The 8,821-nt window shown below is 39.9% G+C and carries 6 protein-coding genes; 5 read left to right on the plus strand and 1 reads right to left on the minus strand.

Annotated features, from left to right (window positions below; all coding sequences use genetic code 11):
* The first annotated feature begins 104 nt into the window (after positions 1-104).
* The 4 genes from QCD85_RS12925 to holA all read left to right on the plus strand — a co-directional run bounded on the left by QCD85_RS12925 (position 105) and on the right by holA (position 6,261).
* A complete protein-coding gene (locus tag QCD85_RS12925; RefSeq protein WP_301262867.1) occupies positions 105-2,855 on the plus strand; it encodes a ComEC/Rec2 family competence protein in 2,751 nt (916 codons plus the stop codon).
* Between the two features lie 314 nt (positions 2,856-3,169).
* Positions 3,170-3,718 carry an RNA polymerase sigma factor gene (locus QCD85_RS12930; protein WP_204823211.1) on the plus strand — a complete coding sequence of 183 codons (549 nt, stop codon included), beginning with the start codon at positions 3,170-3,172 and terminating at the stop codon, positions 3,716-3,718.
* Positions 3,715-5,124, plus strand: a complete 1,410-nt coding sequence (locus QCD85_RS12935; RefSeq protein ID WP_301262868.1) for a hypothetical protein — start codon at positions 3,715-3,717, stop codon at positions 5,122-5,124. The genes QCD85_RS12930 and QCD85_RS12935 overlap by 4 nt, the downstream gene beginning before the upstream one ends.
* Before the next feature lie 117 nt (positions 5,125-5,241).
* The gene (gene holA / locus QCD85_RS12940; protein ID WP_274172224.1) at positions 5,242-6,261 is read left to right on the plus strand and encodes a DNA polymerase III subunit delta; all 1,020 of its coding nucleotides are present in this window, start codon (positions 5,242-5,244) and stop codon (positions 6,259-6,261) included.
* 196 nt (positions 6,262-6,457) lie between these two features.
* On the opposite strand, the gene rpsT is transcribed toward holA, so the two are convergent.
* A complete protein-coding gene (gene rpsT / locus QCD85_RS12945; protein WP_204823214.1) occupies positions 6,458-6,730 on the minus strand; it encodes a 30S ribosomal protein S20 in 273 nt (90 codons plus the stop codon).
* Positions 6,731-6,951: 221 nt separating this feature from the next.
* Here rpsT and lepA point away from each other — a divergent pair, with 221 nt between their 5' ends.
* Positions 6,952-8,766, plus strand: coding sequence for a translation elongation factor 4 (lepA, locus tag QCD85_RS12950; RefSeq protein WP_273613132.1), 1,815 nt, complete (start codon positions 6,952-6,954; stop codon positions 8,764-8,766).
* Positions 8,767-8,821 lie beyond the last annotated feature (55 nt).

Genomic DNA, 8,821 nt, shown 5'->3' on the forward strand with positions numbered 1-8,821 from the left:
TATAATAGCCATTTTCAAAAATAGAATGCCTGTTGAATCACATCATAATAATACAGAACGATTGATTTTTTTTCGAAAAACAAATAAGAACGGAGAGAGAAGTATTGCAAACACGTCCACTGGTTGCTTTATGCGTGGTATGGGTTGGAGGAAGCATGATCGCTTGTCTAACAAGCGAATATATTTGGTGGGTATTGAGCGGACTATGTTTGATTTTATTTTCAGCGTATCTGATATTTCCGCAGATTCAACGTTCTATACTTATACTTGGCTCTGTAATGTTGATTGCGTCAATCTACTGGCACTGGAATGAAGTAAGTAATAGTAGTAATATTCCAGCTACACTTCAACTTCAAGAGTCGCAGATGATCGATCAGTCGGTGCAAGGTAAAGGGATAATTGCCAGTCCAATCAAAGTCGATGGAGATCTGGTTACTTTTTTTATGAATATTTATCAATTCCAAGAAGATCAGTCACTTACTACACCAGAAAAGGTAAGAATTCAACTGAAATTAGCAACTGAAGCAGAATTACAGACAGCAGCTTTATGGCAACGTGGAGACCATATAAAGATTCAAGGGATATGGAAAGTTCCTGGAGAAGCTCGTAATTTTAATACATTTGATTATCGTCATTATCTACGTACTCAATATGTACATTGGATTATTAGCGCCAAAGGAGCAACATCGCTAACACAGACAACTGTACCTTTATCTCAAATAACGATGTGGAAATGGGAATTATTACGTTATAACGATCAAGTTCGAGCTAATTTGGGCGCGCGAATTGATATGCTATTTGATGATCATGATCGTGGATATATGAAAGGGTTATTGATAGGCGATTCAGGTGACCTTGATCCTGAGACATTTGCTTCTTTTTCCAGACAAGGATTAACTCATATTCTTGCTATATCCGGTCTGCATGTAGCGATTTATACAGCGATTTTGTTGTGGTTATTGCGTCAGATGAAGATTACCAAAGAACGGGCTTGCTTAATTGTCATAGTGTTACTGCCTATTTATGTGTTATTAACAGGTGCTTCTCCTTCAGCGGTTCGTGCAGGAATAATGGGAATGATCGGTCTATATGCGCTTAGTCGGGGAATACTCAAAGATGGATTACATATATTATGTGCTGCTTGTATAGGAATGTTGTTATATGAACCTTATTATTTACTGAATGTTAGTTTTCAATTATCTTTTATCGTCACTGCTGGATTGGTTATTTTTGTGCCGTTAGTTCAACCGTTACTTCAGAAGTTACCACCCAAATGGGCAGGAGCGTTAGCAGTAACATGGGTAGCTCAGATGATTTCGTTTCCTCTAACAATTTATTATTTTAATCAGTTTTCGATTTTATCATCGGTTGCTAATTTTATTCTTGTTCCTATTGTAAGTTTGATTGTATTGCCTGCTGGGTCGCTTGTACTTGCGCTTAGTTATCTGTGGTTGCCAGTAGCGAATAGCTTAGGCAATGTGATCTCATGGATTAATACATGGACATTTCATCTGGTAGATTGGATCGATATCGTACCCGGAATGTTAACGATCTGGTATTCACCGTCTATCCTATGGATCTTGTTATATTATGTAATGCTGTATACAGGTTTGCGTTGTCTACAACATATAATGCAGTGGCAATTTCGCGAACAATCTGTGCATCTTTCTTTGACAAATGGTGATACCACTAATCAGCAAGAGGCTTACACTCAGCCGTTAGATCAACGTCTTTTTGTAGCAAATCATTTTAATAATTATAGTAGTCATCATACGCAATCTTTTTTCTCGCTTATCCATAAAATACAATCTAGCTGGCATGCTATTGCTTATATATCTCCATGGATGAAGCGTAGGTATATAGCTTGTTGTGCAAGTGGCTTAGTCATGATGGGTTTACTTGTGTATGGATATACTCAGCCTATCACTTCAGGAGCAGGAACAGTCCAGTATTTAGATGTCGGACAAGGAGATAGCATTTTGATTACTACACCACAAGGAAAACAGATATTAGTAGATGGTGGCGGAACGATGACATTTGAACGTCCCGGACAAGAATGGAGAAAACGAAAGAATCCATACGAGATCGGCAACAAGTTACTTGTACCATTATTGAAAAAGCGAGGAATACATCATTTAGATGCTGTACTTTTAACTCATGGTGATCATGATCATGCAGGAGGATTAACAGCTGTTATCGAACAAATTCCTGTACATCATTTTATTTTTAATGGTACGTTGCCGGATGGAGACAGTCTCAATCCTTTAATGAAGACTATACTGGATCGACAGATTCCTTTGATTGCACCTATACCGGGTAGTGAATTACAGATAGATGATCAGACAACACTAACCTTTTTAGCTCCGGAAACACCGAATCAAAGGAATGCAACATCTACCTATACCAAAGGATTACCACGCGAAGAAAATCAAAATCATTATTCTGTCGTTTTTTTACTTACGATGAATCAACGTCATTTTTTGTTTACAGGAGATGCAGATCAAGCAGAAGAACAAGGGATTTTATATCAGCTTCAACAATCTTCTACTTTTAAAAATAATTCCGTTTTTACAGCATCATTAGCAGAGTCTAATTTTCCTATCGATGTACTCAAAATTGGTCATCATGGTAGCAAAACGTCTTCTTCCAGTGAATGGCTACAGTACTGGCAACCTGCTCTATCTGTTATTTCTGTAGGAGCTACCAATACATATGGTCATCCTACAGAAGAAGTATTAGAGCGAATAGAACAGGTAGATTCAGAAGTCGCTCGAACCGATCTTCAAGGAGAAATACAGATTCAAGTACATCCAGATGGAGAAATGTTACAGCGGGTCATGTATCCTTTACCATAATACTTGTATTGTAGATAAGCTAATGTATACACTTGTATTTGTATTCATCTCCGCTGTCGGGATGACGAATACAAGTGTTTCTGTTATTCTAAATACAGTCTTGAACCGTTTACATCTTTGCATTCGATTCGGATGAATCCTACATAGGGTAAGTCTTTATAACAACAGAGTTCACATCTTCCAGCAATGCAAGATAAAGCGCGTAGACCACTAATTATTCAAATGAATCAAAACATTAAAATTAATTTGAAAATAACTGCAACTATTAGGCAATAGATTGCGTCTGAATAGTTGTAAGGAGAGGGGGATCCTCCGTGGTGGAGCAGGGACTCATCAAGGCCGCCCAAGCGGGAGACCGGGATGCTCTAATCACCCTATTAAGAGAGATAGAACATCATGTCTACAAAACGGCATATTACATTTTAAATAATGAACAAGATGCTCTAGACGCGGCTCAGGAAGCTTTGATCCGTATTTATACCAAAATCGGTTCCTATGAAGAAAAAGCACAATTCAAAACATGGGTACAACGAATCGTAACAAATGTATGTATTGATAAATTTAGACGTAGCAAGCCGACGGTCTCGATTGATGAGCATGAGATGGTTTTTGAAGGTCGCGATAATGTAGAACACGATGTTATGCGTGCTTATACATCAGAAGATGTACGTGAAGCGATCAATCAATTACCGGAGCATCACCGAACCGTTATTGTACTCCGTTATATTCAAGATTTATCCTATAACGAAATAGCAGATTGTCTTGATTTGCCATTGAATACTGTGAAATCGTATTTGTTTCGTGCCCGTCAACAATTACAGAGTCTGCTTGCAGATTATGAGAAAGGAGGAGTGACTGGATGAAACGTGAAGTAGCGGAAGAATGGATGAACCGCTATTTGGACGGTGATCTAAGCGAGGAAGATGCTGATATCCTGTTCCGCCATATCGATAATAATCCTGATGATGCGGATACATTTCGAATAATGAGCGCTTTATCTTTACAGCTTGAGAAATTACCTGATGTCAAACCCAAATTTAGTCTAGTCGATTCTATATTACCTACTTTAGATGATATCGATGCCGAACGTCGTGCTGAGATTGCTTCTGATATTGGCATTATGGAACCGCAACATGAGAAACAAGATGAATTTACAGAACGTCGTAGACAGCGCAGTTCATGGCGAGATCGCTTGCCAGTACGAACGATTGGTGGACTGGTTGCTGCTGGTGTTATTCTTGGAGTTTCAATTGCAACTTATGAACCCAAAACACTTTCAGATGCAGGACCAGCACCGTCTGCGATAAGTATGGAGCAACAGACCAAAGATCAAGAAACAGGCGCAGCGAAATCGAAAGCTGAACAAGATGCTACCTTACAAGCACCTGCAACCAATACGCCTGAATCAACAACTTCACCTGAAACGAATACACAACCACAGTCTGAAGAATCACAAAAAGTAACACCTGACAGTGGAAGTGGAACATTAGATCAACAACCAACAACGCCGGATAAATCGACTCCTGATACAGGTACAGGCACTAGCCAGGAAAGCACTCCTTCTTCAGGCAACAAGGGAGGCAATCCGCCAGCAAGTTCCCAGACTGCACCAGAATCAAGTCCGCCGAGTTCAGGCAATGGTACAAGCAACAATGAAGATCAGTTGATGAGAGAGCAACAAATCGCACCAGATACAGATAGTAGTGGTACGAGCGAATCATCTCCTGCAACAGGGACAGATGAAGGAACAGCAGATAGCAGTTCTTCCAACAGTTCCAAATCAACAGACAGCACTACCCCAAGTACTGCAAATAACGATGAATCATCATCTCCAGTAGCACCAAAAGCAAGTACAGATGATAGTTCATCCAAAGATAGTTCAGCATCTAAAGACAATGCTTCTGGCACTACGCCTGATGCATCCAATAATGATGCTAAACCTAAAACGTATAGCCTAGCACCGGAAGCTGATTCTAAAGCCAAAGATGATAGCAAAGTTCGTTCATTTAGTACGAATACGATACAGCAAGAACAAGAGTGGGTATCTCCGAGTTCATCATTTGCAGTGGTGTTAACCACATCGAATACGTTGCGACTCGATAGCTTATCCAAAAACAATATTAATGGTCGCACTGTCGTTGCTACAGCTACAATTGATGGTACGTGGTTAAATGGTCAATGGACCAAAGACGGCAAAACATTTAATTATCAAGTAGCTAAAGAAGGCAAAACCAAATGGTATAAACTTTCTACAGCCGGACTTCAGTAATATCGATGTATGTGATAACAAGTGTAAACAAAGAACTTTCCGAGTATTTTGGAAAGTTCTTTGTCGTATGCTCCTTTTTCCGTTAAAATAAAAAGGACGAACTTGGGGGGACGGAGTATGGACTTAAAAACAGCAAGTAAAGATATTAAAAATAATCAGCCAGCCGCTATTTATGTATGCTATGGCAATGAAAAATATCGTATTCGTGAATTTATTGATTTTGCAACAGCTCAACTGATTGAACCTGAACATAAAGACTTTGCTTTGGCTCAGTACGATCTTGCAGAGACACCGCTAGAAACGGTAATTGAAGAAGCTGAAGAGATTCCTTTTATGGTACCGCGCAAATTAATGATTGTAAAAGACTCTTCTGTGCTTACAGCAGGCAAAGATACCAAAATCGAACATCGTATCGATTCGTTACTTAAATATATGGAACATCCTGCTGATTACAGTATTATTATTTTCTGGGTACAGGGTGAAAAGTTAGATGAGCGTAAAAAAATAGTCAAAGCGCTCAAATCATCATCAGCTTGCCTTTTACCGTTCCAACCAATGGGTGCAGACGAATTGTTACAATGGTTGATCCGTCATGCTAAAAAGTTAGAATGTGAATGTTCTACAACCGCCGCAGAGGCACTTGTACAGTCTGCAGGGACAGGATTGGGTATTTTAGCGGCAGAGATGGATAAGCTGTGTCTACACGCAGGCAAAGGTGGTACAATCACAGTAGAAGATGTGCATCACCTTGTTGCACGCAGTACAGAGCAAAATGTATTTGCATTAGTCGAGCAGATTGCTGCTGTTCGCTTAGAGCAAGCTTTGACTATTTTCTATGATTTACTAAAACAACGTGAAGAGCCGATTAAAATTGCCGCTCTGATTGCTCGTCAATTCCGAATCATGTTGCAAGTGAAAGAATTAGCAGGTCAGAATTATTCGCAACAGCAGATGGCTTCTCAATTAAGTCTGCATCCGTATGTAGTGAAGTTAGCCGGTGAACAAGCTCGCAAATTCGATAGTCAGAAATTACGCTCGATTTTGGCACATCTAGCCAGACTGGATTATCAGATGAAAACAGGAGCAATCGATAAAGTATTGGGGTTGGAAATGTTTTTGTTACGTTTGGGAGCTTGAGATGCGTGGCATAAGCAATGTATAAAAATAATATATACCAAAATAAATAAAAAAGGCTTACCCGCAATCTATTATCTGTGGGTAAGCCTTTTTTTGTAACTTCAAAGCAACAAAATAAACCCCTGTTCGGAATGGCCGAAGCAGGGGTTTATCATATGCAGATGATGAATACATTCAATCATCTGTTGCACGAAATTTAGCCTTGGCTAGAAATCGCGTTTAGTTTTTTAGCCAAACGGGATTTTTTGCGAGCAGCCGCATTTTTGTGGACAAGACCTTTAGTAGCAGCTTTATCAAGCTTCTTGGAAGCAGCGATTACAGCAGCTTTTGCAGCTTCTACATCAGTATTCACAAGTGCAGTATCAGCAGCTTTAACTGTTGTACGAAGAGCAGACTTCTGAGAAGCGTTCAACGCACGACGTTTTTCACTAGTTTTTACACGTTTCACCGCGGATTTAATGTTAGGCAATTACATTCACCTCCTGTAGAGCATATACGTATTCTTCACAACTTTAAATATTCTATCATGTACCCTAGGCAAATGCAATACCATTATTGACTATAAGCAATGATATTTCAGATGTGGGATTGCTGTAAAATCGCTCAACTGCTATAATAAACGGATTAATGGGATTGTTGATTTTTTTCAATAATCAGCAGTATATTTCAGGCTTGTGTTGGGGGTAAGGCATGACTGATATGTCAGTAAGACAACAAAAAATTCGTAATTTTTCAATCATTGCGCATATAGACCACGGTAAATCCACTTTGGCTGACCGTATTTTGGAATATACAGGCGCGCTCACTTCGCGTGAGATGCAAGCACAAGTACTCGATCAAATGGACTTGGAACGTGAACGTGGAATCACGATCAAATTACAAGCCGTTCGTCTTGTGTACAAAGCAGATGATGGTGTGGAATATCTGCTGAATCTGATTGATACACCGGGACACGTCGATTTTACGTATGAAGTATCTCGTAGTCTAGCAGCCTGTGAAGGCGCTTTGCTTGTCGTTGATGCGGCGCAAGGTATCGAAGCTCAGACGTTAGCTAACGTTTATTTGGCGTTAGATAACAATCTAGAAATTTTGCCAGTCATCAACAAAATCGATCTTCCAAGTGCCGATCCTGAACGGGTGAAGCAAGAAGTCGAAGATGTTATTGGACTGGATGCAAGCGACGCTGTACTGGCTTCTGCCAAAGCAGGAATCGGTATTAAGGAAATCTTGGAGCAAGTGGTACAAAAAGTACCTGCACCTACAGGCGATCCGAATAAGCCGCTTAAAGCATTGATTTTTGATTCTCATTATGATCCGTATAAAGGCGTTATTGTCTATATTCGTGTTATTGATGGCAAAATCAAATCCGGTTCCAAAATTAAAATGATGGCAACAGGTAAAGAATTTGAAGTTATTGAAGTAGGCGCATTTATGCCACGGATGGCGATTGTCGATGAATTGAATGTAGGGGATGTAGGATTTATCGTAGCGGGCATCAAAACCGTTGGCGATACCAGTGTCGGTGATACGGTCACTGATGCTAAGAATCCAACACCAGAACCTTTACCAGGTTATCGCAAAATCAATCCAATGGTATATTGCGGACTGTATCCTATCGAATCTTCCGATTATATCGATCTCCGTGAAGCTTTAGAAAAATTGCAATTGAATGATGCTTCGCTCAGCTTTGAGCCTGAATCTTCAAGCGCACTAGGCTTTGGATTCCGTTGTGGATTCTTAGGACTGCTTCATATGGATGTTATTCAAGAGCGTATTGAGCGTGAGTTCAATATTCCTTTGATTACAACCGCTCCAAGTGTTATTTACAAAGTAACATTGACTAACGGCGACGTCATGACGATCGACAACCCTTCGAACTATCCAGAAGTGGGCAAGATCGAATATGTAGAAGAGCCTTATGTCAAAGCATCTATTATCGTACCGAACGATTATGTAGGTACAGTTATGGAATTGTGTCAGAATAAGCGTGGCGAATTTATCAACATGGAATATCTGGATACCACTCGTGTAACGATTACGTATCAAGTGCCATTGTCTGAGATCGTTTATGACTTCTTTGACCAATTGAAATCCAGTACTAAAGGGTATGCTTCGTTTGATTATGAAGTGTCTGGATACCGCAAATCGAATCTGGCGAAAATGGATATTTTGCTTAACGGCGAACAAGTCGATGCACTATCCTTTATCGTTCACCGCGAACGTGCATATCATCGCGGACGGATTATTTGTGAAAAATTACGTGAATTGATTCCGCGTCAAATGTTTGAGATTCCTATCCAAGCATCTGTCGGAACCAAAGTTGTTGCCCGCGAAACGGTTAAAGCGATGCGTAAAAACGTATTGGCTAAATGTTATGGCGGTGACATTTCTCGTAAACGTAAATTGCTAGACAAGCAAAAAGAAGGTAAAAAACGGATGAAACAAGTCGGTAATGTCGAAGTGCCTCAAGAAGCATTTATGGCAGTACTAAAAATCGATGATTAAAGCGCTTGGCACCATAAGCGCGACTTCTTCTAATCCAATCCAACAATGATTTTTG

The organism is Paenibacillus sp. PsM32, from assembly GCF_030433815.1.
Taxonomy (GTDB): domain Bacteria; phylum Bacillota; class Bacilli; order Paenibacillales; family Paenibacillaceae; genus Saccharibacillus; species Saccharibacillus kyungheensis.